Origin of the sequence: Gottschalkia acidurici 9a (assembly GCF_000299355.1) — a bacterium.
Taxonomy (GTDB): domain Bacteria; phylum Bacillota; class Clostridia; order Tissierellales; family Gottschalkiaceae; genus Gottschalkia; species Gottschalkia acidurici.
Map to the genome: position 1 here is coordinate 383,692 of NC_018664.1, position 25,679 is coordinate 409,370.

25 protein-coding genes are annotated in these 25,679 nt (G+C 29.2%); 22 read left to right on the plus strand and 3 right to left on the minus strand.

Annotated elements, in window-relative coordinates:
* The first annotated feature begins 94 nt into the window (after positions 1–94).
* The 7 genes from CURI_RS01800 to CURI_RS01830 all read left to right on the plus strand — a co-directional run bounded on the left by CURI_RS01800 (position 95) and on the right by CURI_RS01830 (position 8,149).
* Positions 95–4,129, plus strand: a complete 4,035-nt coding sequence (locus tag CURI_RS01800; protein ID WP_228370441.1) for an acyl-CoA dehydratase activase — start codon at positions 95–97, stop codon at positions 4,127–4,129.
* Between the two features lie 17 nt (positions 4,130–4,146).
* Positions 4,147–4,857, plus strand: coding sequence for an ABC transporter ATP-binding protein (locus CURI_RS01805; protein ID WP_014966573.1), 711 nt, complete (start codon positions 4,147–4,149; stop codon positions 4,855–4,857).
* On the plus strand, positions 4,854–5,879 hold the full coding sequence (locus CURI_RS01810) for an ABC transporter substrate-binding protein (RefSeq protein ID WP_014966574.1): 1,026 nt from the start codon (positions 4,854–4,856) through the stop codon (positions 5,877–5,879). Before CURI_RS01805 ends, CURI_RS01810 begins: the two co-directional genes overlap by 4 nt.
* Positions 5,854–6,615: an ABC transporter permease gene (locus tag CURI_RS01815; RefSeq protein WP_041701371.1), complete on the plus strand. Its 762-nt coding sequence runs from the start codon at positions 5,854–5,856 to the stop codon at positions 6,613–6,615. The genes CURI_RS01810 and CURI_RS01815 overlap by 26 nt, the downstream gene beginning before the upstream one ends.
* Before the next feature lie 224 nt (positions 6,616–6,839).
* Positions 6,840–7,178: a cupin domain-containing protein gene (locus CURI_RS01820; protein WP_014966576.1), complete on the plus strand. Its 339-nt coding sequence runs from the start codon at positions 6,840–6,842 to the stop codon at positions 7,176–7,178.
* A 1-nt stretch (position 7,179) separates the two neighbouring features.
* The gene (locus tag CURI_RS01825; protein ID WP_014966577.1) at positions 7,180–7,521 is read left to right on the plus strand and encodes a cupin domain-containing protein; all 342 of its coding nucleotides are present in this window, start codon (positions 7,180–7,182) and stop codon (positions 7,519–7,521) included.
* Positions 7,522–7,537: 16 nt separating this feature from the next.
* Entirely contained in the window at positions 7,538–8,149 is a 612-nt protein-coding gene (locus CURI_RS01830) for a Crp/Fnr family transcriptional regulator (protein WP_014966578.1), read from the plus strand.
* Between the two features lie 112 nt (positions 8,150–8,261).
* Here the strand turns inward: CURI_RS01830 and CURI_RS01835 are convergent, their stop codons facing one another.
* Complete coding sequence (locus tag CURI_RS01835) at positions 8,262–8,990, minus strand: AraC family transcriptional regulator (RefSeq protein ID WP_014966579.1); 729 nt, start codon at positions 8,988–8,990, stop codon at positions 8,262–8,264.
* A gap of 203 nt (positions 8,991–9,193) precedes the next feature.
* On the opposite strand from CURI_RS01835, the gene CURI_RS01840 reads away from it, so the two are divergent.
* From CURI_RS01840 to rpsD, 8 genes are all read left to right on the plus strand, one after another.
* Positions 9,194–9,928: a nucleotide-binding protein gene (locus CURI_RS01840; protein ID WP_014966580.1), complete on the plus strand. Its 735-nt coding sequence runs from the start codon at positions 9,194–9,196 to the stop codon at positions 9,926–9,928.
* Between the two features lie 32 nt (positions 9,929–9,960).
* Positions 9,961–10,884, plus strand: a complete 924-nt coding sequence (locus CURI_RS01845; protein ID WP_014966581.1) for an ABC transporter substrate-binding protein — start codon at positions 9,961–9,963, stop codon at positions 10,882–10,884.
* Between the two features lie 9 nt (positions 10,885–10,893).
* Positions 10,894–11,895, plus strand: a complete 1,002-nt coding sequence (locus CURI_RS01850; protein WP_014966582.1) for a FecCD family ABC transporter permease — start codon at positions 10,894–10,896, stop codon at positions 11,893–11,895.
* Complete coding sequence (locus tag CURI_RS01855; RefSeq protein WP_014966583.1) at positions 11,892–12,698, plus strand: ABC transporter ATP-binding protein; 807 nt, start codon at positions 11,892–11,894, stop codon at positions 12,696–12,698. Before CURI_RS01850 ends, CURI_RS01855 begins: the two co-directional genes overlap by 4 nt.
* A complete protein-coding gene (locus CURI_RS01860) occupies positions 12,691–13,980 on the plus strand; it encodes a nitrogenase component 1 (RefSeq protein ID WP_014966584.1) in 1,290 nt (429 codons plus the stop codon). The genes CURI_RS01855 and CURI_RS01860 overlap by 8 nt, the downstream gene beginning before the upstream one ends.
* Entirely contained in the window at positions 13,967–15,220 is a 1,254-nt protein-coding gene (locus tag CURI_RS01865) for a nitrogenase component 1 (protein WP_014966585.1), read from the plus strand. Before CURI_RS01860 ends, CURI_RS01865 begins: the two co-directional genes overlap by 14 nt.
* Positions 15,221–15,421: 201 nt before the next feature.
* Positions 15,422–16,093, plus strand: a complete 672-nt coding sequence (locus CURI_RS01870) for a hypothetical protein (RefSeq protein ID WP_014966586.1) — start codon at positions 15,422–15,424, stop codon at positions 16,091–16,093.
* A 36-nt stretch (positions 16,094–16,129) separates the two neighbouring features.
* Positions 16,130–16,720, plus strand: a complete 591-nt coding sequence (gene rpsD, locus CURI_RS01875) for a 30S ribosomal protein S4 (RefSeq protein ID WP_041701374.1) — start codon at positions 16,130–16,132, stop codon at positions 16,718–16,720.
* A gap of 940 nt (positions 16,721–17,660) precedes the next feature.
* On the opposite strand, the gene CURI_RS01880 is transcribed toward rpsD, so the two are convergent.
* Positions 17,661–17,987, minus strand: coding sequence for a winged helix-turn-helix transcriptional regulator (locus tag CURI_RS01880; protein WP_014966588.1), 327 nt, complete (start codon positions 17,985–17,987; stop codon positions 17,661–17,663).
* A 124-nt stretch (positions 17,988–18,111) separates the two neighbouring features.
* Here CURI_RS01880 and CURI_RS01885 point away from each other — a divergent pair, with 124 nt between their 5' ends.
* The 3 genes from CURI_RS01885 to CURI_RS01890 all read left to right on the plus strand — a co-directional run bounded on the left by CURI_RS01885 (position 18,112) and on the right by CURI_RS01890 (position 20,017).
* Positions 18,112–18,765, plus strand: coding sequence for a flavodoxin family protein (locus tag CURI_RS01885; RefSeq protein WP_041701376.1), 654 nt, complete (start codon positions 18,112–18,114; stop codon positions 18,763–18,765).
* Positions 18,766–19,381: 616 nt separating this feature from the next.
* Positions 19,382–19,534, plus strand: a complete 153-nt coding sequence (locus tag CURI_RS15605) for a hypothetical protein (protein ID WP_144275984.1) — start codon at positions 19,382–19,384, stop codon at positions 19,532–19,534.
* A 204-nt stretch (positions 19,535–19,738) separates the two neighbouring features.
* Positions 19,739–20,017 carry a DUF2325 domain-containing protein gene (locus tag CURI_RS01890; RefSeq protein ID WP_014966590.1) on the plus strand — a complete coding sequence of 93 codons (279 nt, stop codon included), beginning with the start codon at positions 19,739–19,741 and terminating at the stop codon, positions 20,015–20,017.
* Between the two features lie 281 nt (positions 20,018–20,298).
* Here CURI_RS01890 and CURI_RS01895 read toward each other — a convergent pair whose 3' ends face one another.
* Entirely contained in the window at positions 20,299–20,835 is a 537-nt protein-coding gene (locus CURI_RS01895) for a dihydrofolate reductase family protein (protein ID WP_014966591.1), read from the minus strand.
* A gap of 489 nt (positions 20,836–21,324) precedes the next feature.
* Here CURI_RS01895 and CURI_RS01900 point away from each other — a divergent pair, with 489 nt between their 5' ends.
* From CURI_RS01900 to CURI_RS01915, 4 genes are all read left to right on the plus strand, one after another.
* Positions 21,325–21,633 carry a DUF4491 family protein gene (locus CURI_RS01900; RefSeq protein WP_014966592.1) on the plus strand — a complete coding sequence of 103 codons (309 nt, stop codon included), beginning with the start codon at positions 21,325–21,327 and terminating at the stop codon, positions 21,631–21,633.
* Between the two features lie 94 nt (positions 21,634–21,727).
* Complete coding sequence (locus CURI_RS01905; RefSeq protein ID WP_014966593.1) at positions 21,728–22,726, plus strand: helix-turn-helix domain-containing protein; 999 nt, start codon at positions 21,728–21,730, stop codon at positions 22,724–22,726.
* A 124-nt stretch (positions 22,727–22,850) separates the two neighbouring features.
* Positions 22,851–24,248, plus strand: a complete 1,398-nt coding sequence (locus CURI_RS01910; protein ID WP_014966594.1) for an MATE family efflux transporter — start codon at positions 22,851–22,853, stop codon at positions 24,246–24,248.
* 365 nt (positions 24,249–24,613) lie between these two features.
* Positions 24,614–25,522: a hypothetical protein gene (locus CURI_RS01915; protein ID WP_041701377.1), complete on the plus strand. Its 909-nt coding sequence runs from the start codon at positions 24,614–24,616 to the stop codon at positions 25,520–25,522.
* Positions 25,523–25,679 lie beyond the last annotated feature (157 nt).

Sequence of the window (25,679 nt, forward strand, 5' to 3'; positions counted from 1 at the left end):
TTCTAAAAATAATAAAGTGTTTCCGTAGATACTTCTTTCTGAAATATATTATAGTATAATCTATGAAAGAAGTAAATGATAATGAGATTCAATATTGAAAAGAGGTGAAGATGTGTACAGTTTAGGAATAGATATAGGCTATTCATCTATTAAGTTAACACTTATAAATAAAAACAATGAGGTTAAGTATAAGGAATACTTACTTCATAAGGGAAATATAAAAGAAGCATTTAGAAAATCTATCCATGACTTACTATTAAAATATGATAGAGAAGATATAGGATTTGGAGCTGTAACAGGAAGCGGAAGTGAAATTTTAACTAAAAGCAAAGAAATAGATGCTGTTAATGAGATAACATCCATTATAGAAGGAAGTTTAAATATAGATAAAAATATAGGATCAATTATTGAAATAGGTGGACAAAGTGCTAAATATATAACTGATTTTAGTGAGAATGATAAATCACAAATAAAATTTTCTATAAATTCAAACTGTGCAGCTGGAACAGGGGCATTTTTAGAAGAACAAATATATAGACTAAATCTAAAACTAGAGGACTACTCAAAGTTAACAGACAGAGCGAAAACTATACCAAGAATAGCTGGAAGATGTAGTGTATTTGCTAAAACAGATATAATACATCATCAACAAGAAGGGGTTTCGGTTGAAGATATATTATTAGGGCTTTCATACTCTGTAATTAAGAACTATAAAGGAACTATTATAAAGAAACTACCAATTAAGAAACCTATATTATTTATTGGAGGTGTTGCGAGTAATACTAGTATTATAAGAGCATTAGAAGACGTACTTGTATTAGATGAAGATGAATTAATTGTACCAGAATACTTTAGTAATATAGCATCTTTAGGAGCATCTATAATAGCTAAAAAAGAAAACAAAAAGATAAGTATGGAACAAATAATAGAAAGTATAGAGAAATTAGATAAAGTTCAAATACAAGAACATATCAATACATTACCTAAGCTAAAACTATTTGGAGATGGTGATAGTGTAAACAAACATATATGTAAATCTCTAGATAACAGTGAAAATAAATTAGATTGTTTCTTAGGAGTAGATATAGGTTCAACTAGTACAAATTTAGTTCTTATAGATAGTAATAATGAAGTTCTATCATATAAATATTTAAGAACACTAGGTGATCCAGTTGAAGCAGTAAATAAAGGGCTGAAAGAATTAGAAAGTGAATTTAAAAATAAAATAAAAGTTGCGGGAGTAGGAACTACAGGTTCAGGAAGATATATGGTAGGAAAGCTTATAGGGGCAGACATTATAAAGGATGAAATAACTGCTCAAGGGAAAGCCGCAACTACTATAGATAAAAATGTAGACACTATATTTGAAATAGGTGGCCAAGATTCTAAATATATAAGCTGTAAAGATGGAGTAATAACAGATTTTGAAATGAATAAGATATGTGCTGCTGGAACAGGTTCATTCATAGAAGAACAAGCTAAGAAGCTTAACGTTCCTTTAAATGAGTTAAGCCAGTTATCACTTAAGAGTAATTCTGCTATAAATCTAGGAGAGAGATGTACAGTATTTATAGAAACAAATGTAGCTACTAGTCTAGCTAAAGGAGCAGAGATAGAAGATATAGTTTCAGGTCTTTGCTATTCGATAGTTAAAAATTACCTTAATAGAGTAGTAGGACAGAAAAAAATAGGAGAAAAAATATTCTTACAAGGAGGTATTGCTTATAATCAGGGGATAGTAAATGCATTTAGACAAACAATTGGTAAAGAAGTGATTGTTCCACCATTCTTCAGTGTGACAGGTGCTTTAGGGGTAGCTATTTTAGCTAAAGAACAAATGATGGATAGGAAAACTAGTTTTAGAGGATTTAAAATAGATAAAAACTACGATTGGATAAAAGAAAATACTAATAAAGAACTTAAAAAGAACGAGTCAAACATATATGAAGAAACAGAATTACTATATCTAAAAAACTATGATGGAATAATAGATGATAAGAAACAAACAGTAGGGATACCAAGAGTATTATTTTTACACAAACTATTCCCAATGTTTAATATATATTTTAAAACTCTAGGATTTAACGTAATACTTTCAGATCAAACTAATGAAAAAACAGTAGCTTTAAGTCAAGAAAATTCATTAGATGAAACTTGTTATCCAGTGAAATTGATAAATGGACACGTTGCAGAACTAATAAGTAAAAATGTAGACTATATATTTTTGCCAAGTCTTTATACTATGAAGCATGATGTATCAACTACTAGACAAGACTATGGATGTGCATATATGCAACAAGCACCCAAAATAGTTCAACAAACCATGAGACTTGAAGAAAGAGGAATTAAGCTATTGTCTCCAGTTCTATCATTCAACTTTGGCAAAAGATATATGATGAAAACATTATTAGATTTAGGGAAAAGTTTAGATAAAAAAACCATTCAAACTGCTAGAGCTATTCAAAAAGGAATGGTTGCATTAAAAACTTTTGAAAAAAGTGTTGAGAAAATAGGAGATAGAATAATCGAAAACTTAGAACCTGATGAAAAAGTTTTCGTAATAATTACTAGAGCTTATGGTGTAATAGATCCAGTGCTTAACATGGGAATAGCAGAAAAAATTATGAAAATGGGATATAAGGTGATAACATTATCAAACTTACCGGCACATGATCATGATACATCTAAAGAACATCCTAATATGTACTGGCCTTTCGGACAACATATATTGTCAGGTGCTCAAATTGTGAACAAGCATCCTAACCTATATGCTATATATCTAACGAATCATGGTTGTGGACCTGATACAATCTTAGCACACTACTTCAAAGAAGAGATGAAAGAAAAACCGTATTTAGCTATAGAGGTAGATGAACATTCTTCAAGTGTAGGAGTAATAACTAGAGTAGAGGCATTTATTAATAGTATAGGCACTGAAAAAGCTAGTAGTGAAAAGGCAAAGAGCTTAAAGGTTTATTCAGACATGGTAGCTCACAAAGAAGTTAATATGCATAATAACTTAAACAATATAAAAGAGGAAGACTTAGCTTTTATACCATATATGTATCCTTACTCTGATATTTTTAAAGAGATTTTAGTTAAAGAAGGTATAGATACTAAGATATTACCTATGACAGATGAAAAATCTATTGAGATAGGTAGAGAGTTTACTATAACTAAAGAGTACCTTTCACTTACAAGCATGTTAGGAGATGTATTTAAAAAAATAAGAGAATTAAATTCAAGTGAAAATATAAACTTCATAATTCCAACATCTGAAGGAACAGAAGCGAGTCGCCAATATAGTAGGCTAGTAAGAACAAAACTAGATGAAGAAGGATTTGAAAATATAAATGTGATATCTCCATTTATAGAAGATTTGATACTTGAAAGTGAAGAGAATTTAGAGAAGATATTCTTAGGATTTATAGCAGGAGATATAGTTAGATTATCAGATGTATCTAATAGAGAAATAGTATTAAAGAAAATATTAAGCTTAATAAATAATAACAAATTTAGTATAGAGAACTTAAAAGATATTTCAAAAGAAATATATCTAGATTTAAAAAGTGTAGAAATGAAAAAGAAAATCTTAGTAATAGGAGAGCCTATGATACTTTTTAATGATTTTTTAAGTAACTATACACTTAAGGATATTGAAGACCAGAAAAATAGAGTAGTATATGCACCAATGAGTGAATACATGTGGTTTGTATGGAAAGACTTTTTAAGTAACACTAAAGATAAAAAGGTTAAGTCGTTACAAAAAACTATAGAACAAAGATTAAATAAATTAAAATTATATATGAGTAATATATCGGATATGTTACTAGAAGAGACTTCATTTGAGAAAGATTTAGAAGAATTAGTATGTATAGCTGATGAAAATTTAAAGAAGTATTCAGGAGGAAACGGTAGATATAGACAAGCTAAAACTCTAGGAAATTTAAAGAATATAGATGGGATTTTAACGTTAGCATCTATGTATGAGAACACAAATACTATATTAAATATAATTGAAAAAGAAACTAATCAAGATAAATCAAAACCAATTCTAAACTTAACATTCGACGGAAATAAAAATAAGAGTGATGAAATGAAAGTAGAGTCTTTTATGTATTATATATAGACATAAGGAGTGATAAATTGGTTTTAGTAATGGATAGAGTATATAAAGACTATGGTGATATTAAAGTATTAAAAGACATGTCCTTTGGTGTAAATAGAAAAGAGATATTTTGTGTACTAGGACCTTCTGGATGTGGAAAATCTACAATTTTAAATCTTATATCAGGACTAATTAGTCCTGATATAGGACTTGTAAAAAATGAAGCTGAAAAAATAGGATATGTTTTTCAAGAGGATAGACTTATTCCATGGAAAACGGTATATGAAAATATACAAATAGTTGGAGATAACAAAGCTAAAATAATTAACTTAATTGATGATATGGATTTAAAAGGATTTGAAAATAAGTATCCTAGAGAATTAAGTGGAGGAATGAGACAAAGATGTTCCATAGCAAGAGCATTTAACTATAATTCAGAACTATTGCTTATGGATGAGCCTTTTAAATCTTTAGACTATAACTTAAGAATTAGTATGATAAATCACTTAATAAATATATGGGTAAAGAGTAAAAACTCTATAGTGTTTGTAACGCATGAGATAGATGAAGCCTTACTTCTAGGAAATAGAATAATGGTGTTGTCTAATAGACCAACGTCTGTAAAAAAGATTTTTAATATAGGCACTAATCAAACAGAGAGAAAGCTAAATGATAAAAATCTTAATAGAATTCGTAATGAAATAATAGAAATATTTATTACACAAAAAGAGGAGGAATATAAAAAATGAAAAAGATTGCTGGCTTACTACTAATTCTAGTACTATCAATAGGGATACTAGGAGGATGTACAAATACTAAGAATACTGAAAAAACTGGACAAGCAATAGATAAGTCTAAAATAAAGAGTAATGGTAATGAAAAGATTAATATTAAGGTAGTATCACCAGAGGGAGCGCCCACATTAAGTATGATAAAAATGTTTAAAGAAAAACCTGTGATAGGTGAAAATGTTGAAATTGACTATGAAAATATAAAATCACCAGATGTATTGTCCTCTAAATTGATGGCAAATGAAGCAGATATAGCAATAGTACCAACTAATTTAGCAGCTACTATTTATAACAAAGGGCTTCCATATAGACTTGTGGCATCTAATGTTTGGGGATCATTGTACTTATCAAGTGTTGAGGATATAAAAACTTTTGATGACTTGAAAGGAAAAGAAATTTATACTATGGGACGCGGACTAACACCGGATATAGTATTTAGGTATTTATTGGAGCAAAATGGAATAGATCCTGAAAAAGATGTAAGTTTAAAATATCTTACTGGAGGAACAGAACTAGCATCTAGTCTTATAGCAGGTGAAAGCAAAACATCTCTAATTCCAGAACCTGTGCTTTCAAAAGTTCTTATGAAGAAAAAGGATATAAAAGTAGTATTAGATATTCAAGAAGAGTGGTCTAAGGCTACTAAAATGGAAAATGGTTATCCACAAGCATCTTTAATAATAAAATCAGATATTATAGAAAATCATCCAGAAGTTGTAGAGGCTTTTCTTAAAGAGTTTAAAAGCAGTATAAACTGGGCTAATGAAAATCCAACACAAGCGGGAAATTACAGTGAAGAGTTAGAAACTGAACTTAATGCAAAGGTAGTTGAAAGTGGAATAGAAAGAACAAATATAAAATATGTAGATGCTCTTAATGCTAAAGAATCTATAAAAGCTTACTTCAATATATTAATGGATTACTCACCTGACTTATTAGGAGGAAAACTACCAGATGAGGAATTTTACTATACAAAATAAAAAGCATAGGGAAATAGCAATTACCACTATCTCTGTTATGTTACTATTAATTTTATGGAAAGTCATATCTATTTGGGTGGGGAAGGAAATAATTATTCCTTCTCCAGAAAGCACATTTAAAGAGATGATAGTAATTATTAAAAGTGATAAGTTTTTACCTTCAATAATAAATACATTAACTAGAACTGTAATAGGATTTTCATTCGCATTTATTTTATCTATAGTCCTTGGTATGATAGCTGGCTTTTTTAAACCTATATATTACTTATTAAGACCTGTAATATTATTAAACAAAGCTATACCAACTATGTCTATTATACTTATTGCACTTATATGGCTGAAGTCAGAAATAGCACCTATTTTAGTTGGATTTTTAGTTATATTTCCAATACTATATAGCAATGTTGTTCATGGAATAAGAAATATAGATAAAAAACTATTAGAAATGGCTAGACTATATAAAATAAGAAAGTTAAAAATAGTAAAAGATATATATCTTCCATCAATTAAATCTCATTTAATTACTGGATCTTCATTAGCTATGGGACTTAATTTAAAGGTAATAATAGCAGCAGAAGTTCTAAGCCAACCTAAAGTTTCAATAGGTACAAGTTTTTATATTGAAAAAGCAAATTTAAATACATCAGGGGTATTTGCATGGTCAATAATAGCTGTTGTAATAGCAGCTATTCTGGATGGTATTATTAGGGTGATAAAAAACAGCACAATAAAATAAATTAAGATGACAAGAGATATTAAAGTTATAGATAAATAAAATATTTTAACCATGACTTCTCATTATTTTAGTATAAACTGCAAGCTTAAGGGCAGATTAATAGAATATTTAGAATATGTATCCACGGATACGTAATGTTTAAGAAGATCATGATATATTTAAGAAAATAACAGTTAAAGAGGAAAAATAAAGATATTAATAATAATATTTAAGGAGGAATTAATATGGAATTAATAAAAAATATTGTAAGGGGAAAAGCAATAGATTTTGATAGTTTAGTAAGTGTTAATGAGGGGCAAATAGAAACTAAAACTCTAGCTCAGAAAAAAGGAGTAGGGCTTACTGCACTAGCATTTGGAAAAGGTGAGGGCGTAGGACCACATACAGCTAATGGAGATGCACTTATATATATTCATGAAGGAGTTGCAACTGTAACTATAGGGGATGAAGTGCAGGAAGCTACTAAGGGGCAAGTAGTTTTAATGCCTACAGGAATTCCGCATCAAGTTACAGCTAAGGAAGATATGAAAATGCTTTTAGTAGTAGTTAGAGAGGATAATTAAGATGAAAGTTATTAAAAATATAAGCCCTATCAACCCAATGAAAATTAATGATATAATTAGTAATAGTAGTGGATCTATTGCAAGTAAAGCAATATGTAATACTGAAAGTACAGATATTAGGTTTTTTTCTTACGCAAAAGATGAAAGCATAAGTAAAGAATTTCAAGAGGAAGATTCTATTATTTATATAATAGAAGGAGAGTTAAAAGTTTTATATGATGAAGAAAACGAGAAAAAAGAAGTTACCCTAAAAGAAGGAGAATTGATAGCTCTACCAAGTAACTTAAATTATGGAATATATGCAACGAAAGATTCAAAGTCATTTAATATACTAGTTAAATAATGAGGTGTATGGTTGTATGTTTAAATATGCTCACAAGTTAAAGCCTGTATTATTATTTAAAGATATGGAAAGTGATGAAATAGCTAAAGTATTGAATTGCTTATCATATTATCAACGTGAATATGATAAAAATGAGTTTATAATTTTACAGGGAGATGAACTAAAGGAAATAGGAATAATTATTGAAGGTGAAGTAATAGTAACTAAAGATAGGCCAGATGGTGATTATGCTATTGTAGATGTTCTAAAAAAGTACGATACCTTTGGAGAAGATATAATTTATTCTGGGTTAAAGAGTTCGCTATATACACTTAGAGCTAAAAAACATACTACTATTATATATATAGATGGTAAGAAGATTTCAAGTGATGAGAGCACCAGTTGTAAATATAGAAGTAAAGTAAATCTTAATATGTTGAGAAGATTAGCTGAATATAGCATATTTATAAATACTAAGATGAAGTATATGGGAATTAAATCTCTTAAAAAGCGAGTAGCTACATTCTTACTTGATGAATTCGAAAGATATAAGTCAAATACGTTTAGTATAGATATGAATAGAGAGGAAATGGCGGATTTTCTTAATGGTACTAGGCCAGCAGTTTCTAAAAATATTAATGCAGTATAAAAAAGATGGTATGATTGAATACAACAAAAATACTTTTACTATAAAAAATATAAGTAGATTGTTAGATGAACTAAGTTAAAAAATAAATCCTAATATATTATATATTAGGATTTTATTTTTTAGTAATAAGACTTATTTTTAGTTTAAAGTTTTTAGGGGTAGTTCCTGTGTACTTCTTAAAAACGGATGTAAAGTAAGCCTGATTACTAAAGCCTAAAAGGATTGCTATATCTAAAATAGATTTTTGAGAATGACAAAGAAAGAACTTACTTTTTTCTATGCGAGTATGATTCAAATAGTCTGAGAAACGCATTTTCATTTCCTCTTTGAACAAATTACAGAAATAGTATTTATTTAAATGAACATGATCAGATATCTCATCTAAACTTAATGGTTGTCCTAAATTATCATGTATGTAATTTAGGGCTTTTCTTATATAAGGATTATTAGTTTTAAATTTAGTTAATCCAGTTATAGTTTGAACACTAAATCCGACAATTGCGTAGCCACATAAATCAATAACTCCACCAATATCAGTAGCTTTCTCAATATACTTTATTGAATCTTGATGCATAGCTTTAGCACTATATGGTGACACGCCTTTCTTTATTACATTATGACAAATCACGGATAATAAAGAAATCATATGATTTTTTACAGATCTTAAGTCATGACTTTCATACGAATCACAGAAACGATTTTTATTAAAAAATTTATTAAATATATTTAAGCTCGTATTAGAATCACCACTCAAAATACTATTTAATAAACTAGTTTCAAAGTCATGATCATGGTAGTACTTATCTCTATTATGTTTAGGAAAATGAATTTTATCAAGCATATTATACACCTCAAAATGAAAATGATAATAATTATCATTATATCATAAAAAAACTGTAAAGTGTAATTTAAATTATAAAATATATGCAGTCACAATATATTATAAAAGAAAGTAAGGATTTTATAAAAACATAGATATTAGAAATGATATATTTTATACATAAACAATATTGAGAATCATTATCATGGAAGGGAGATTTACTAATGAAGAAAATAGCAGTATACGGAAAGGGCGGTATAGGAAAATCAACTACAGTTTCTAATTTATCAGCAGCACTTTCTACTTTAGGATATAAGGTTATGCAAGTAGGCTGTGATCCTAAAGCTGACTCCACTAAGAACCTTATGAAGGGTAAGTTCATACCTACAGTTTTAGATGTTCTAAAAGAAAAAGAAGATAATGTAGAGATAGAAGATATAGTATTTAAGGGTTATAACGATATTTTATGCGTAGAAGCGGGAGGACCTACTCCTGGAGTTGGGTGCGCAGGTAGAGGAATAATAACAGCTTTTGAGAAGTTGGAAGAGCTAGAAGTCTTTGAAGAATATCAACCAGATATAGTTATATATGATGTTTTAGGAGATGTAGTATGTGGTGGATTTGCTATGCCAATTAGAAATAACTATGCTGAAGAAGTATATGTAGTTACATCGGGTGAAATGATGTCTATGTATGCAGCTACTAATATATCAAGCGCGGTAAATCAGTTTAAAAAGAGAGGATATGCAAGATTAAAGGGACTTATTTTAAATGCTAAGAATGTAGAAAATGAGGTTGAGTTAGTTGAAAAGTTATGTAAGGAAATAGACACAAGAATATTTCACTATATACCTAGAAATAAACTTGTGCAAGAAGCGGAAAATGAAGGAAATACAGTAGTAGAGGCTTTTGCTGATTCGGAAATGTCAAATATTTATATAGAATTAGCTAAAAAATAATGGAGGGATAAAATGAAAAAATACTAGTATTGATGCTTTCGACAGCTATTTTACTTTCAGGTTGTGGTATAAATGTACAAAACGCAGATAAGTCAGGTAAAGCAGATACACAGAGTACAGCATCACCAAAGAAAGAAAGTGAGTCTAGTGAAGCTAGTAATTTAAAGATACCTAAAGATGCAAAAATAGTAGCAGGTACAGTTATGGCCTCAGAACTACTAGATTTACTAGATATAGAATTAGTAGGAGTTCCTAGTACAAAAAAAGGCTTACCAGAAAGATATAATGGACTAACAGAAATAGGGATGTCTATGAAGCCAGATATAGAAAAAATAGTTTCATTAGGAACGAATGTGTTAGTAACAGATTCAACTTTAAAGGAATCGTTAGACGTACAATTAAAGGGAAAAGATATAGATATAATATACATGAACAATAATTCTTATGAAGATTTAATCAAAACTATAGAATCACTAGGAAAAGCATTTGAAAAAGAAGATAAAGCTGAAAAGGTTATAAAAGATATGAAGCAAAAAGAAGAGCAAATTATGAAAAAGATAGAAGGTAAGAAGAGTCCTAAAGTCATGGTTATATTTGGAACAACAGAAAGCTTTATGTTAGCAACTAAAGATTCTTTTGTAGGAAGTTTAGTGGAGAAACTAGGGGCTACTAACATAACAGAAGAAATTGACCAAAAGGGAACTACACCTTACGTTCCGTTTAGTCTAGAGCAAGTGGCTAAGTTAGATCCTGATATGATACTTTGTTTAACTCATATGGAAGTAGAGGCGAGTAAAGCTGCATTTGATAAAGAGTTCTCTAAAGGGCTGTGGAAAAATATGCACGTAATAAAAAATAATAAAGTATATAGCTTAGATCCTGAGTACTTTGGAGTAACTGCAAATAGTAGAGCAAGTGAAAGTTTAGAAAGACTAGCAGATATACTTTATAAATAGGAGATTAATATGGCAACAAAACTGGTGGAAAAAAGCGAGAATAAAATAATAATAATTAGTATTTCTATAATGCTATTGATATTTTCAATTGTACTTTCAATTAGACTTGGAAGCGTAGATTATACTCTAGGTGAAATAATAAATTTAATGAAGAGCAGTGAAATGACTCCCGATAAAAATGTGATTTTATATATAAGACTTCCAAGAATCATACTTTCAATGATATTAGGAGCTAACTTAGCAGTATCCGGAGCACTACTTCAATCAGTTATGCAAAATCCATTAGCAGATCCAGGACTAACAGGTGTGTCATCAGGTGCTAGCTTAGCAGCTATAATTGTAATGTTAATGTTCCCAATGTATTCTAATTTAGTTCCTTTAGTTGCATTTTTAGGTGGTACAATAGCGTGTGGTCTAGTTTATATGCTAGCTTGGAAAGATGGTATAAAACCAGTAAGAATAATATTAGCAGGTGTAGCTGTGAATGCTATGCTAGGTGGAGGTACAAACCTTCTGTCAATATTATACAACGATAAAATACAAGGGATACTTTTATGGGTAAACGGAAGTATTAGTGGAAAGAATTGGGCAGATATAAAGCTTATAAGTATATATAGTTTTATAGGACTAATTTTGTCCATACTTTGTATAAGAAAGGCTAATATACTTCAGCTGGGAGATGAAATGGCAACAAACTTAGGTGTAGATATAAGTAAGTATAGATTAATAATATCTTTAGTTGCAGTATTTATAGCAGCAGTATCTACATCATTAGTAGGTATTATAGGATTCGTAGGTCTTGTAGTTCCTCATATATCAAGACTTCTTATAGGTTCAGACTATAAATATTTACTACCTTTAAGCATAATAATCGGAAGTATATTACTTGTATTAGGAGATACATTTGCTAGAACAGTTGCAAGTCCTATAGAATTGCCTGTAGGTATAATAATGGCTATAATTGGCGGTCCATTCTTCCTATATTTATTAAGAAAGGGGCAAAAGCAATGATAGGTGCTGAGAAGTTATGCATAGGGTATGAAGAGAAAATTATAGTAAATGATTTTTCGTTTAATGCAGAAAAAGGAGAAGTTATATCTATAATAGGGCCTAATGGATCAGGAAAATCTACTTTACTAAAAGCTATATCAAGATTCATAAAAGCTAAAGAAGGTTTAGTTTATTTTGATAAAAGAGATATGAGTAAAATGAACATAAAAGATATAGCTAAAGAAATGGCATCGCTATCACAGTATAATAGAAGCCCAGAAGATATAACAGTGAAAGAGTTAATTTACTACGGAAGAGTACCTCATAAGAAGTGGTATGAAAAAAGAAATTCTGAAGATGAAGATATAATAAGTTGGGCCATCAAGGAAACCTCATTAGGAGGATATGAGAATAAGAAGGTATCTTCACTTTCTGGTGGTGAAAGACAAAGAGTTTGGATAGCGATGGCTTTAGCACAAAAACCTAAAATTCTTTTGCTAGATGAGCCTACCACTTATCTAGACATATGCCATCAGTTAGAGGTAATGGAACTTATAAGGAAGTTGAATAAAACTTTAAACCTTACAGTAATTATGGTCTTACATGACTTAGGCCACGCTGCTAAATATAGCGACAAAGTTATAGTAATTAAAAGAGGTAACTTAGTAGTAGAAGGTTCTCCGGAGAAAGTCTTAACTAGAGAACTTATAAAGGATGTCTATAATGTAGACACATGTATAAGAAAAGATATCATAAAGGGTGAGCTTATGATATATCCTATAGAAGTTTGTAAAAGAGAAGAAGGACGTGAAGCTTATGAGTAGTTTAAATACTATACTAAAATTAACAGATATAAATACCAGAGAAGATATTAAACCATTGTCTTATGCAATGTTTCCAGGAACTCACTGTCCATTATTTGGTGTGACTATGATAGCATCATTTATAGAAGATTTAGTAGTCGTAGTTTTAGGAACACAGGAATGCACTTATTACTCTAAAGACTTTGCATACTTGAGACAAAAAGGAAAAGATAATTTCTATTCTTTAGTTGTTAACAAGCATGATATAACGTTTGGCTGTGAAGAAAAGATAAAAGAAGCTATAAAATATATAGACATGAATATGAAGCCAAAAGCAATAATGATGGTAACAACTTGTGTATTAGAAGTTATAGGTGAAGATACAGAAGGGATAAAGAACTTATTACAGGACGATATAAATGCTAAACTTTTAGTAGTAAAGACAGAACACTTTAAATGCAATAATCATATTGTGGGCATGGAAGATGCGCTAGAGGAACTAATAGTCCTAATGGAACCTCAGCAAAAAGAAAAGGGAAGCATAAATATACTAGGTCATAGACAGCATGATATAGAAAAGACAGAATTGTTTAAAATTTTAAAAGATGAAAATATAAAAATAAATACTATAATACCATCAGAATCAAGTATAGAAAGTTTAGAAATAGCACCAAGAGGGGAACTAAACTTAGTAACAGATTTTGTAGCACTACCTTTAGCTAGAGAAATGGAGAAGAAGTTTGATATACCTTTTATATATTTTGACAAGTATTTGTCTATGGAAAGGATAAAAGAAGGATATACAAAGATACAAAATGTTCTCGATATAAATATATCAGACAGATTGAAGGCAAAAGAAAAAGAACTTGAATTAATGATTGAAGAAGCTAGAGAAAAGTTAAGTGGAAAAACCTTCATGTATGGAAATACTCCTATGAACGCATTTGAGGTTTCAAGCTTTTTAAGTAGTATAGGTATTGAACCTATAGTTATACAAGCAAGAGACTTATATGAGAATGATAAAATATATATAGAAGAAATAAGAGCAAGAAATTATAATCCATACGTAACTAAAATAGCTAATATATCACCTTTAAGAAAGCTTTATGATGAATTTAAGCCAGACTTTTATATAGGTCATGAAAACCCTATGGAATTAGCTAGAAGAGGTATAGTTCAAGTAACATTAGATGAGGCAACTAAGGGGTTAGGATATGAAGTATGTATGACTAGTATAAAGAAGATATTGCTATGTTTAGAACAGAGTAAATCGATGGGAGGTATAAAACATGGAGCTATATAAATTTTTTCCTAAACCGTCAGATAGAATGGGAACTATATGGACTCTTAGCTCTATAGATGAAGTATATATAGTAGAGTTTGGCCCAGCTGGAACTACTCACTTTGCTATTGAAGGTATGATGCAGTTAAATGGAGAAAGTAAGGCTAGTGTATTTACAACAGACTTAGATGAGTCGGATGTGTCTTTTGGAAAAACTGAAAGATTGGAAAAAGCTATAGTAGAAGTTGATCAGAATCATAATCCCAAAGTAATATTTGTAATGGCATCTTCAATATCTGCAATAATAGGGACAGATATTGAAAACGTATGTATTAATCTTGAAGACAAAGTGAATGCAAGGCTAATTCCTATAACTACAGGGGGATATAACGGTGATTATTCTTTAGGTATAGAGAAAACACTTGAAATGTTATGCAAAGAAATTGTAAGAACGAGTGATACTAAAAAGAAAAATACTTATAATATCATAGGAAGTAATATAGATATGTATAACTTTTTATCCGATACAGAGGAAATAAAAAAGATGATGAAATGTGCATTTAATATGGATGTAAATACTACATTTACAGCATATACATCAATAGATGAAATAGAAAATGCAGGTAGCGCTGAGATAAACTTAATTTTAAGAAACGAAGGAATAAAGGGAGCTAAAATATTAGAAAAGTCAAATAGTATTCCTTATCACTATGGAAGACCTTATGGACTTAAAGGAACAATGGATTGGATAACAAATATAAGTGAGAAACATAATTTAATTATAAATGAACAGTATATAAAAGATGAAGTATCTAGGCTAAGAAGAAATATGATTAGCTATAAAATGATGACGAGGGAACTTAAAAACAAAAAAGTAATTTTAGTAGGAGATTTAGACGTAGTAGTTGGACTAACTTCATTTGTAGAGGAGATAGGGCTTTTAGTTGAAAAAATCATAGTTAAGCATAGCACTTCTAAAAAAGTGAAAGAAACTGTACCTGAAAGATATAAGAAAATAATAGAATTTGATTTAAGTGAAATGGAGATAGAAAAATATTTAAACTCTCAAGAAATATACCTTCTACTAGGGGATGGAGGTACTTTAAAGCTTCAGAATAAAAGTGAATTAAAGTTCCAAATCTCAAATCCAAATCTTTTGAAACATAATATTTATCCATATACACCTTTCGTAGGATTTAGTGGAGCACTATATCTTATACAATGTTTATATGAACTGGAAAAAGGGAAGCTAGCAGTATAACAAAACATATATGTATTTAAAATTGTTAATATGAGCACTATTAATATTAGTATGAATTACTAATTTGATAGTGCTTTTAGTATATTATTTTCTTAAAAAACAACAGTATTTTTTATAAACAATCTCATTTAGATTATAATAAAATTAACCTTATGAGATAATGAATATCATTTACATTCTATTTGAGTAGGGGGATAAAAAATGAGTTCAAAATATAAGGAATACTGGTATTGGGGAAACATGGTCTTAACAGATCAACCCTTGTGGAATAGTTCATTTAAAAATCTATCATTAACTAAAGATTCTATATTCATATATTCATTCATAATGGATAAAAATAAGGATGTATTTAAAAATAGTTGGGCATATTATCCAGATATTAAATCTTTGCTAGGATTTATTGAGTATGTTTTTCTACCAACAGCTTTCTTCACATGGCTTGATAATGAAACGGAGGGATTTAAAACTCCTATAGCTACCGTAGATGAAGTTTTGAATGTAATGGTTGAAAAAGACAGACCTGAATCTGATATATTGACCATGAGAGAACAGATAAAAGATTTAAGAACATTATGGTTAATGGATGATTCTGATAATATAAGAGAACTTAAAAACTTCTCAAAAGAATTTAATAAGCAATGGAAAGAATACGATGATAGATTATTATACTTTAGAGTTTTTCAAAGGTCTACAGAAATAGGCGAGTTCGTGTTTACAGGAGAAGAGAATAACTTTTTTGAAGAAATAATGGAAGAAGACATAGGTATGACAAAAATACAATGGAAGGAAACATGTGAAAATATATATGATAATAAATTCTTGAAAAATAGATTTATTGATATATTAAATCATAAAGTAGGATGCTTAGTTTGATAAAAATTAATAGAAAGTAATGGAGGAGATATGAGTATGGCAAACATGAAAGGACCACGTTTTAAGCTATGTAGAAGGCTAGGACTAAATGTAATTGGACACCCAAAAGCAATGGATCGTGCAGGAAGAGGAACTAGTAGAGCAGATAAAAAGTTATCAAATTACGGAGAGCAGCTTTTAGAAAAGCAGAGACTAAGAGCATATTATGGAGTCATGGAAAAACAGATGAAAAAATATGCAGATAGAGCTATGAAAGCTCCTGGAATATCAGGTGAAGAGTTAGTTAAATTGTTAGAATGTAGACTAGATAATATGGTTTACAGAATGGGGTTCGCCTCATCTATCCGTCAAGCTAGACAGATGGTAAATCATGGACATATACTTGTAAACGGATCAAAAGTAGACAGACCATCATTTGAGGTAAAGCCAGGTGACGAGATAAGCATGAAAGAGAAGTCTAAGAAAATAGATTTATTCAAAGAAAACTTTGAAAGCAACCTAAATACTTTATCTTATATAGAAAAGGATAAAGAAGATTTAAAAGCCAGACTTTTATCTATACCTGATAGAAACGACATTCCTATAATTATAAATGACTACTTAATTATTGAGTATTATTCTAAGTAGTTAATACTATCATTAATAAAATAAAGAATGAAAATTTTAGAGAGGCATATATGTCTCTCTATTTTTATATATAATTTCTTAATTATATAACTTAACCTGCATCTTGATAGATCGAGAAATATAAGACGAGTAAGAATGGACACCGAATTACAGGTGAGAAAAAAGCACACTATAAATTTGATGTAAATGGTAATTACATTAAAGTAGCTTATTATTATCCTCATGGATGGATTTTAAAAGTAGAAGATTTGATTGGTATTTATAGTGGTGAATATGATTTAAGTTATGGTCGATGGGTTAAGGGAAGAGCTCTAGGCTATGATGAAATAAATATGTGGATGAGGGTATATGATATAAATATTAATCAAAACCATTGAGTCTTTAAAAATTAAGATTGATGAAACCTTGATTGGCTTTTAGTCTTTCAAAGTTTTTCATTTGAAAAATTATTCTGAGACAAAACGAAATCGAGAAAAGGTCAATGGTATATGGGGCACACACAGAAAATAAATATAGCGGATGGCATAAGAAATACATAGACGATGAAATTACTAAACAAGAATTTAAAGATTGATATAGAATGTCAAAAACTATAGACCTGAGAGTCCATCAGCAAATGGGAGTCATAAACATGAATAAAGGAGTGTCTTAAATGCCAACAGAAAAAGCAGATATTTTTATGTTAGCAAAATTCGGCGATTTAGATTTATTTAAGAAGAAATTCGAGAAGTGACTAAGTAATTATACTCATTTATCAATACTTATTTTTTTGAGTTAATACTTCAACTATGACGTTCTTTAATAAATTAATCAACATACTTTTACTCTCGTATTATTTTTATTTATATCAGGCGCTAGGAATTACTATCTGCTTTTCGACTGCAGCAACTATTAATAATATTTAATTAATGCAATATTATATCCATTTATAAAAATATGCCTATTTAGTGATATGTTTCTCACCCCATTGATACATAAGTTTAAGTATTGGTACTAATGTTTTACCCTCTTCTGTTAGCGAGTATTCAACCTTTGGTGGAATTTCATTATACTGTTCCCTGTGAATTAAGTTGCTGCTTTCTAATTCTTTTAGTTGGTTGCTTAATGTTTTGTGTGCAATTGGTTCTAACGTATTTTTTAACTTGTTATATCTTATTACTTCAGCTTGGTATACTTCCCATAATATAATCCATTTCCACTTTCCTTCAATGATAGATATTGTATAGTACAGTGGACAACTGTTATATTTACTTTCAAAGCTTTTCATATAATACCTCCTTTACTCACTTTTAGGTTAGTATATAACAAATAAGTGCATACTTATCTATTTTCCTATAATAATATATAATCCATATTATGAAGTCAAGTATATATAAATGGAGGTTGAATTAATGAAAGTAATAGCAATTAACGGAAGTCCAAGAAAAGATAAAAATACTGCTACTCTTCTTAATAAAGCACTTGAAGGAGCAGCTTCACAAGGAGCTGAAACAGAGCTTATTCATCTTTATGATCTGAATTATAAAGGTTGTGTAAGCTGTTTTGCTTGCAAAATGAAAAATGGTAAAAGCTATGGTAAATGTGCTTTCAAGGATGATTTAACACCTATCCTTGAAAAGGCTTCAAATGCTGATGCCATTATCCTTGGTTCTCCAATATATTTTAATACAATTTCGGGAGCTATGAAGTCTTTTTTAGAAAGGTTCATGTTTCCATATTCAATGTATGCTCCTGGTTATCCAAGTCTTTTCGGAAGAAAAATGCCAACTGGGGCCATTTACTCCATGAATGTAACTAATGAACAAATGAAAAATTTAGAATATGAACAAGGTCTTAAATTCGTAGAAGAATATACGTCGAGACTTTTTGGATCCTTTGAATCATTAATTGTAAACGACACATATCAATTTAATGATTATTCAAAATATGTTGTAACAGTATTCGATGAAAAGAAAAAGGCAAAAGTTAGAAAAGAGCAATTTCCTATAGATTGTCAATCTGCTTTCGATATGGGCGTAAGATTTGTTAAACAGGCTAATTTGTAAAAGTATGTAAGTGAATTATTATATTACAATATCTTTGCAAATCTATAAGAGGTCTTACTCTAGTAAAGTAAGGCCTTCAAACCTTATATTAAGCCTATCCTATAAATCTTATTATGAGGATATTGAAAAAGTCTACGTCATTTGTGGTACGGTTCACCGTAACTAATTTTAAATACATTTAAATATATAATTACGTCACAAAAGATTACGATTGTGACTTACTTCATACTTTTCAATTTATCTAACTGTTCTCTAAGTCTTCTATTTTCATCTTTTAGATCTTCCATTTCAACTAATTGAATAATTAAGTTTGGCTTATCTTCTTTAAGTTTCTTAATTTCTTCATATAGCTGCTTTATCTTATCATCTTTAGCCTTTATCTTATCTTTAGGTGTAGCAATTATACTATCATCAGGAACACCTTTTTCAATAGCTAGCTATCAATGATAGGCTAACATAATTGCTAGAGTTTTTTTATTAGTAAGTTTTACTAGCACAACGGGTTAACTTATGATAAAACATAATATAAATAAGAAAAATCTATTTTTAGCTAAACTTTATTCTAATAATATAGAAAGCAGATGTAATCATATTTGGAGCATCACGTTAGAAGTTATTGCTCATAGATATTCTTAAAGCTGAGAATTTTAGGACAGTGGTTGGATTAGGAACTTATGATGTTCACTCACTTAGAGTACAAAGTATAGAAGAGTTTACTAATGTAATAGAAGAATACTTTCTAAAATTGATAAAGAGAAAGTATGGATAACGGCTGACTGTTAGCGTTAGAGATAAGATAATTTAACAATATTAAATTTTAAAATAGAAAGTGATTTAAAAGGTTACTTTCTATTTTTTAGTTAATTACTTACTCTTTTTAATAAAATACGATGTATACTTGACAAACAAAGTACATATGATAAAATAAGAACAATAATGATAATCGTTATCAAATACGAAAGGAGAGATAAGTATGAGTATAGTTATTGTAGGAGGACATGAACGAATGGAGAGGGATTATATAGATGTAGGAAAAAGGCATGGATATAAGATTAAAATATTTACAAAAATGCAAGGTGACCTATGTAAAAGAATAGGAAACCCTGACTATATCGTGATGTTCACTGATGTAGTTTCACACAAACTAGTTAATACTACTAACAAGATAATGAAGAAAAAAAATATACCTAGCTTAAGGCTACACAATAGTAGCATTCAAACATTAGATAATGCCTTAGCTCAAATTAAGTAAAAAGAAATTCATCTAAATCGGAAAGGATGAATAAGTATAATGAGACTATGTTGATATGGACGGAATGTAATAGTGATATCATAAAAAGATGGTCTCAATATTATTTGAAGCTAAAGGTAATATAGCTTTTAGTAAATATAGAAAAGTTAATAAGAATAATTAAAGTCATAAGATATACTATAAGTAATACTTATGACTTTAATTATGCGTTTTAGGTAAGTAGGATAGATAAAACTATGACTGATAGCTATATAGAAAGCTAATTACCTTCCTTTAATATATTAATCATTTTTTACATAGGTAAGTTCAACTATTCCATTAATATTTTTTGTTTCAATAAGTTTTAATTTGATTTGGGGATTGTTTCTTAAAAATAGAGGAATGCCATCACCTAAAATAGTTGGAATTATAGATATAATATACTTATCTATTAAATCTTGCTTGATAAACTGGTCAATTAACTTTCCGCCACCAACGAGCCAAATATCTTTTCCTTGTTGCTTCTTTAGATTCTTGATAAATTCAGTAATATTTTCTGATATAAACTCTACATTGTTATCAGGTTCATATTTCTTTGTAGTTGCTACATAACACTTTTTCCCCTCATATACCCAAATATCAGGAGAAAGCTCATTAATAACCTGATCATATGTAGTTCTACCCATTACAATCGTATCTACAGTACTATAAAATTTATCATATCCGTTATCAGTATTATCGTTATCGCTATCTCCACTTAACCAATCAATAGAACCATTACTTCTTGCTATATATCCATCTAAACTTGCTGCAATGTAGAGTACTATATTTCTACTCATAAAATTATCCTCCTTAACTTATATATAACTTAATTATATCAGACTTATAAAATTACATACTAGAATAATAAAGGTACTGAAGGTTATAAGATTAGACATATAGAAGCTATATTATTAAATTGTTCGTTAGTCTTCATAGTTTGCTTGACAGATACAAGGATATAAGAACGTAGTTCTCAGAATTTTTGTTTATCAGAGAGTTCATATTGCAGCCATACGATGAGTTGGTCATACCAGTATAGTAATAGCCCAACTTATATAAATCATATTAAATGAGATTAATGTTAATGTTTAAGGATAAGGGTTTATATACTTTATCTAATCAGAGAAGGATTAAGTTAACTTAAATCGAGAATATGTATAGTCAATAAGATGTATATGATATCTTAGAGTGTATGATTTTTTTAATTGACATGAAAACTCTAAATGGTGTACATTACAATTAGAAAGAAAAAATTATAATAAAATATATTTATTGGGAGAGAAGAAATGAATTATTTAGGAATCTTACATGGTTTAGTTGCATTTATACTAATAGGAGTTTTTCATCCTATTGTAATAAAAGCAGAGTATTATTTAGGAAGAAAAAGTATAGTTATTTTCATAATAGCAGGTATATTTTCCTTAGTTGCTTCACTAAATACAGAAAGTATTATATCAAACTCTTTTGGTATATTCGCATTTTGTTGCTTCTGGAGTATAAAAGAAGTCATAGAGCAGGAAGAAAGGGTACTAGCAGGAAGATTTCCTAAGAATCCTAAAAGAGATTATAAAGAAAAAGAAAAGTATCCTAACTAGAATATACTATCTTTATTAAACTCAAATTATATCATATAATAATGATAATGAATATTATTTGCATTTTCTAATATGTAAAGAATGGGGATAGGAAATGGAGAAAAATATAAATGAAGTATACTTTAATCTGATGGAAAAGAAATTTTTAACTAGAACTATGGATAAGCCTACGCTTATTGAGTATAGAGTAAAGGACGACTTAGGTACTGGAATGATAAGTCGGGTGATACTAAATAAAGGCTTAGAATTTTGTATATGTAGAGATCATACTCTTAATAGAGAGTTACTAAATTCTGAACTTAACGAGAAGCGATTTATAGAAATTAACTACTGTATAAGCGGAAAAGGAAGTATAAAATTAGCAAGTGAAAAAAACTGCATTAACCTAGAAAAAGGAGACTTAATGTTTTACAGAAACGATAAGTTGGAGAAGACAGAAAGATTTAGTATGGAGCTTAATAACTATACTGGAGTTATAATAGGACTAGATGGTGATGAGCTTAAAAAGATTTTCTTTCCTGAACGTGAGAAAGAAATGTTAGAAGAGTGGGATAGATCTATAGAGTCTATATTTAAGGGAAGCACTCACTTTAAAGTAAAAGCTCCATCTAGTATAGAGTGGGATATAAAAGATCTTCTTAATTATAACTATAAATTTGAAGATGTTACAAGCTTACTCTTATGTCAAAGTAAACTTATGGAGATTATATCAAAGAGTTTAAACTATGGAATTAATAAAAGAAAAGAAATAAATCTAAGTAAATCAGATATAGAAGAAATATATAAAGCTAAAGATATATTGAATAATAATATAGATGAACCACCTAGTATAGAAGAGTTAGCAAGCCTTTGTAGCACAAACACATATAAGTTAAAGAAAGGATTTAAAGAGTTATTTAATAATACTCCTTACGGATATCTAAGAGAAACTAGAATGCATAAAGGAAAATATCTACTTGAGAATACAGACATGACTATATCAGAGATTGCAAGTAGTGTAGGTTATACTAATCCAAGCAAATTCTCAGAAGCATTTAAGATTAAATATAATATAACGCCTAGTGAGTGTAGAAAAGTTAATAAAAATATTTAAAGTCATAAGTAATAGAAAATATTATTTATGACTTTTTCTTTTTGGAGCAGAAAGAATACTAACCAGAGTTGATAATTGTTATCAATACGGATACAATTTACATAAAACGTGAGGAGGGATTAATTTGAGTGAAGCTGTAACAAATCAAAAAGAAAGGCAAAAACAATTTATTTTATCAAGTAACATGTGGAAGGTAATGTTTGAATTATCATGGCCAGCAGTTATAGCTATGGTTTTATACGGTCTAAATTCAGTAATAGACGGTATATTTGTCGGAAAGTTTGTGGGAGAAAGTGCACTAGCAGGTGTTTCAGTAGCTTATCCTCTTTCTCAAATTAGTGTAGGGCTAGGATCTCAAATTAGTGTAGGGCTAGGATCTCTAATTGGAGTCGGAGCTGGTTCAGTTCTTAGTATAGCGCTAGGTAGTAAAGATAAAAGAACACAAGAGCGTCTAATAGGAAATGTTAACTACCTTTCTATTGTATCAACACTTATATACATGGTATTAGGACTATTTTTTTCGACTCAGCTAGTAAAAATTATGGGAGGGGTAGGAGAATCTTTAGTTTTAGGAGATAGTTACTTTAGAATTACAATCTTTGGTTCAATTTTCTGGATATATGGACTAGCAGGGAATATGATTGTAAGGTCTGAAGGAAAAATGAAGTCAGCAGCATTAATGATGGGAATAGGATTAGTTGTTAATATAATCGCTAACTATATTTTAATTGTAAATTTAGGGCTAGGAGTAGAAGGAGCTGCATGGGGAACAAATATCGGTATGTTTGTATATACTCTTTTGGGTTGGATTTATTTTGGAAAGGGATTTTCTTCTTTTAAAACAAAAGTTTTTTCAATCTATAGAGACAAAGATATTATAAGTTCAATTATACGTTTAGGTACGTCATCTCTTATTATGATTATAATGAACTTAGTTCAAGCAGTTATTGTTTTTAATGCGCTAGCTAAATATGGTACAGTTGCAGATATAGCATTTTATGGCGCAGTATATCGTATATTCACATTTTTACTAACACCTATATTTGGACTAATGCGCGCATTACAACCAGTAGCCGGTATTAACTATGGATCAGAGCAATACGAGCGTGTTATTAGTTCTTTTAAAACTTTTATAGTTGCATCTACAATATTAACATTACCATTTTGGATTATTTCTATGTTATCTCCAAATTCTATTTTAGGACTAATGCTACCAGATCAAATATTCTCGGGAACTCAATTAATGTGTTTTAGAATTTATATGGCGATACTTCCATTATTATCAACAATTTTTATGGCAATGACATTTTTCCCTGCTATAGATAGAGGAAGACCATCAGCTATAATAGGGATTGTAAGACAGCTAGTTTTCTATGTACCAGTAATGATAATTTTGCCTAAAATGATAGGGGTTCTAGGTATATATTATGGAACATTTGGAATAGACGTAGTTATTGTAATGGGAACTATTATTATGGTTAAAAAAGAATTTAACGCATTAAGATCAAAGCAAGCATATTAAACTTTAAGATTATAGTAAATAATAAAGGAGTAATAAGTTATTTATTATAATTAATAGTATATAGTGTAGATAATAAGACTTCTTGAAGTGGTGCTACTTTCAGTATTAATAGTAGCAGTTTCAGGGAGTCTTTATTTTTATATAAACTTTTATAATATAGTAGCAATTAGTAGAATAACTTGACAGTATAAATATCATATGCATATAATGGTACCAACTAGGCAACGTTACACCATAAATGTATTATAGTTACAATAGATAGATTTTTATATGATTTTAAGTACTATACAAATCATTTTTTAAATGTACTTAATAATATACATAAGTAATAAAGTTGTTAAATAGAGAAAGGAGGATAAATTATTATGAGAACTCGTAAACTCTTAGTAATAGCAATAGCATGTGTTTTGGTGTTTATGATAGGAGGCTGTGACTCAGATCAATTAAAAGCAGAGTTAACTAATAGCAAACTATCTAATTCTATTCTACATCAAACATTTAATTATGAAGAAGCTACAGAAGCAGAAGTGTTATCAATATTTAATACAGTAGGAGATATAAAAATATCACGATCTGAAAGTGATAAAGTTATTGTGATCGCTCAACTAGAACAAACAAAAGAACTTAAGGATATAGATAAAAAGCTTGAAAACCTTGTAATCCAACCACAAATTCGTAATGGTGTAATTTACTTTGAACCTCTCTACAATAAAGATACAAGTCGCAATTATTGGGAATGGATTTCATCTGAGTTAAATGGTAACGGTATAAATATTAATTTTGATATTCAAATACCAGATACAATTAAAGAACTTCGTGTTTACAACGAGATTGGTGATATAGAGTTAAACAATATTTCTTCAAAAATATATGCTCAAACAAATATCGGAAGCATTGTAGGCACTGATCTGAATCCATTAGATACAGCAACTTTTATAAGTAACATTCCAAAGTTACAAAATGAAGGAATAAATATAAGTTTATCGAGCATTGATAACGTTAATTCAATCATAACGGCAACTACTCTTAATGATATAACTATTAACCTACCAAAAGAGTCAAATTACAGTCATATAGAAAACGACGATATCGCTACTGAATATCCTTATGAAATATCTACAAATAGTAACGTAAATTATATTAGAAAGAAGAGTCTTGAAAAATTAAATAACTTAAATAACAAACGAAACAATACAGTTATAACCACTCATGTAAGTGATGATCTTTTGAGAGAAGTATACATTAATATAGAAGGAGATAATAAAAACGTATAATATCTTATTTTCATATAGTTAAAACTGTAAGATAAAGTTTAATTAGAAGTTACCAAGTATAGAATCGTTAATAAGAACACTTGAAGTCATAAGTAATAATTATTATTACTTATGACTTCTTTTGTATTTACCAGGTTTATATATTTTAATGTAAAAT

Coding starts and splice junctions, on each gene's coding strand:
- CURI_RS01885 (WP_041701376.1), top strand. CDS start 18,112: ATGAAAGTAATAGCAATTAACGGAAGTCCAAGAAAAGATAAAAATACT.
- CURI_RS01815 (WP_041701371.1), top strand. CDS start 5,854: ATGAGGAATTTTACTATACAAAATAAAAAGCATAGGGAAATAGCAATT.
- CURI_RS01880 (WP_014966588.1), bottom strand. CDS start 17,987: ATGAAAAGCTTTGAAAGTAAATATAACAGTTGTCCACTGTACTATACA.
- CURI_RS01905 (WP_014966593.1), top strand. CDS start 21,728: ATGGAGAAAAATATAAATGAAGTATACTTTAATCTGATGGAAAAGAAA.
- CURI_RS01810 (WP_014966574.1), top strand. CDS start 4,854: ATGAAAAAGATTGCTGGCTTACTACTAATTCTAGTACTATCAATAGGG.
- CURI_RS01830 (WP_014966578.1), top strand. CDS start 7,538: ATGTTTAAATATGCTCACAAGTTAAAGCCTGTATTATTATTTAAAGAT.
- CURI_RS01865 (WP_014966585.1), top strand. CDS start 13,967: ATGGAGCTATATAAATTTTTTCCTAAACCGTCAGATAGAATGGGAACT.
- CURI_RS01825 (WP_014966577.1), top strand. CDS start 7,180: ATGAAAGTTATTAAAAATATAAGCCCTATCAACCCAATGAAAATTAAT.
- CURI_RS01915 (WP_041701377.1), top strand. CDS start 24,614: ATGAGAACTCGTAAACTCTTAGTAATAGCAATAGCATGTGTTTTGGTG.
- CURI_RS01840 (WP_014966580.1), top strand. CDS start 9,194: ATGAAGAAAATAGCAGTATACGGAAAGGGCGGTATAGGAAAATCAACT.
- CURI_RS01895 (WP_014966591.1), bottom strand. CDS start 20,835: ATGAGTAGAAATATAGTACTCTACATTGCAGCAAGTTTAGATGGATAT.
- CURI_RS01850 (WP_014966582.1), top strand. CDS start 10,894: ATGGCAACAAAACTGGTGGAAAAAAGCGAGAATAAAATAATAATAATT.
- CURI_RS01845 (WP_014966581.1), top strand. CDS start 9,961: ATGCTTTCGACAGCTATTTTACTTTCAGGTTGTGGTATAAATGTACAA.
- CURI_RS01820 (WP_014966576.1), top strand. CDS start 6,840: ATGGAATTAATAAAAAATATTGTAAGGGGAAAAGCAATAGATTTTGAT.
- CURI_RS01860 (WP_014966584.1), top strand. CDS start 12,691: ATGAGTAGTTTAAATACTATACTAAAATTAACAGATATAAATACCAGA.
- CURI_RS01835 (WP_014966579.1), bottom strand. CDS start 8,990: ATGCTTGATAAAATTCATTTTCCTAAACATAATAGAGATAAGTACTAC.
- CURI_RS01890 (WP_014966590.1), top strand. CDS start 19,739: ATGAGTATAGTTATTGTAGGAGGACATGAACGAATGGAGAGGGATTAT.
- CURI_RS01855 (WP_014966583.1), top strand. CDS start 11,892: ATGATAGGTGCTGAGAAGTTATGCATAGGGTATGAAGAGAAAATTATA.
- CURI_RS01900 (WP_014966592.1), top strand. CDS start 21,325: ATGAATTATTTAGGAATCTTACATGGTTTAGTTGCATTTATACTAATA.
- CURI_RS01870 (WP_014966586.1), top strand. CDS start 15,422: ATGAGTTCAAAATATAAGGAATACTGGTATTGGGGAAACATGGTCTTA.
- rpsD (WP_041701374.1), top strand. CDS start 16,130: ATGGCAAACATGAAAGGACCACGTTTTAAGCTATGTAGAAGGCTAGGA.